The organism is Haloferax profundi, assembly GCF_001469865.1.
GTDB lineage: Archaea > Halobacteriota > Halobacteria > Halobacteriales > Haloferacaceae > Haloferax > Haloferax profundi.
In genome coordinates this window covers 1-2,097 of record NZ_LOPV01000063.1, presented here as the reverse complement: position 1 = coordinate 2,097, position 2,097 = coordinate 1, and the positions used below count along the sequence as shown (strand labels likewise).

At 53.3% G+C, this 2,097-nt stretch carries 2 protein-coding genes; both read left to right on the top strand.

Annotated features, from left to right (window positions below; translation table 11 throughout):
• Positions 1-369 precede the first annotated feature (369 nt).
• On the top strand, positions 370-1,257 hold the full coding sequence (locus AUR66_RS03345; protein ID WP_058571096.1) for a hypothetical protein: 888 nt from the start codon (positions 370-372) through the stop codon (positions 1,255-1,257).
• Between the two features lies 1 nt (position 1,258).
• The gene (locus AUR66_RS03340; protein ID WP_058571095.1) at positions 1,259-1,909 is read left to right on the top strand and encodes a PH domain-containing protein; all 651 of its coding nucleotides are present in this window, start codon (positions 1,259-1,261) and stop codon (positions 1,907-1,909) included.
• Positions 1,910-2,097 lie beyond the last annotated feature (188 nt).

Below are 2,097 nucleotides of genomic sequence, written 5' to 3'. Positions count from 1 at the left end.
CACTGGAGAAAGCCCCTTCGTGGATAGGAGTAGTGAGAGTGAATGAAACGAGTTCGAGGTGGCAAGTCGAACGAGGCAAATCACAACGGGTGTGATTGATAACCTTCTGGTTAGCGGTTAAGCGACAAAAGACTATGTGTTCACAGTTCGGGAGTGAGTCACCGGATAGCTGGTTTGATGTACTAGGTTGGAAGCAGCGTTTTCAGACTTGACTCATCAGGTGGGTTTTATTTATACATATACCAACAGAAAATCATGAAGCGAAGTTGCAGCCGTCGCTCACTCTTGAGAGGTGGGGCGGCACTTGGGGTCGGGGCTACGTGCCTCATCGGGTCTTCACGGCGGGCAGCAGGCGCCGAGACTGTGAAAGTGACCGGTCAGGTAGTCGCCGAAAGTGGTGCAAACTGTGTCAACGATGAGATAAATCTCAGAGGAGGTGAGTTCTTCGGGAACACGAGATCCACTGACAACGGCTACTTCGAGATCGAGGTTCCCGAGAACAACCGGTATGAGATAGCCTACTACAAGGGCGAATCAGGAAACGATTTTGCAGCCATCAAGAACGGTGCACCCCACATCTACACTCTTGGCGAACACTTTGTCGGTGAAAGCGAGACAGACTTGGGGACGCTTACGCTCCCGCAGGCACACATCGTAGACTTTCGGATTCTTGATCAGGAAGGTGAGCCGGTTCGTACTGCAGATCCAGGCTACCGATTCGATGGCTACGGCGACAACCCCCGCCGAACAACGTTGAATGCAGATGGGTATACTGTTATTGAAGGTGCGTCGTTCACGGGCGCAGAGTTCGCAGAGTACGTCACCTGCAGTGTTAATCGAAATTACACCAAGACGGTCAACGTGAACGGCCCGGTAGAAGTAACGGCGACGGTCAAGTCATCGGGTGTCTCGTGGGATATCTCTGAAAGTGAGACAGCGCAGACAAACACAGCAACTCCCACCAAGACGCCGACAGCCACTCCTACCGAGACACCTCAGGAAACGGCGACTCCCACAAAGACGCCGGCGACAACTACAACAGCAGTTCCTCAAACGCGGACTGCAGAGACGGCAGCACCTACAACGACACCGAACACAACCACACCCACAGAAGAACCACCTTCCCGTGGGTTCTTTTCGAACGGTGTCGGCGAAGATGAGGCGATGGCGTTCATGAATGACCCATTTTCACTCACCCTTGGAGGGTTCGCACTCTCTGTTGGTGGAATTATTCATCAACTCCTGCGAGGGCAATAGTATGGCACGTGGAAAACCTGGCATCTGGAGCTCGCTGCTCGGGATTCCTTTCATCGCTGCCGGTGCTTGGCTGTATTTTGGGCAACTCGAATACCCGCCAGTCGTTGGGCTTCCGTTCGTCTCATTTGGGGCTTTCATCATCGCCATTGGCGTCTATGTGCACGTGGTCTCTCCTAGCAAACCTCGGATGGGAGACGGTGAAGATATCATCGCGAGTCGTCACCCGACTCAACGGGTCGCTCGGGTGAAGATTGTATTAGGAATGCCTCTACTTGCAGCCACTGTGTATCTCCTCTACTTCACGCGTGTTCCCTATGTGTACCCAACGGTGGCACTCGTCCTCGGGTTGTATCTCTTCTCGGTTGGCCTCCGAACCTACTGGACGAATTCGTTGACGACATACTTCGTGACCAGTAACCGGATCATCAAAGAGTATCGACTGCTCTCACTCAGCCGCCAGGAGATCCCTCGTGAAAAAATCCGTGCCGTGAAAGAAAGCAAGTCCGTCACTGAGACGCTTGTCGGGCTAGGGAATGTCCACGTCGCCAGTGGGAGTGGGCGTTCGCTCGAGATTGGCATGCAGAACATGGAAAAGAGCGAGGCTTTCGCCGATGAAATCAGAGACCTTGTCTCGACGGCGAACAGTTCCTGATACGTTTTCTGTCGACTTTCGGCCACTGCAGAAACACGCAAAGTGACTCCTGTACCTACTTTACTATTTCAAAAGATTCGAAGCAGGATTGCACGGGTCACCTGCCCCGGGGTTGTTGACTGTCCTGTAGCCCCGTCTCCCAACAGAGAACGTTAGGGGCGTGGCAAGGGTGGGCTTTCTTCTTGATT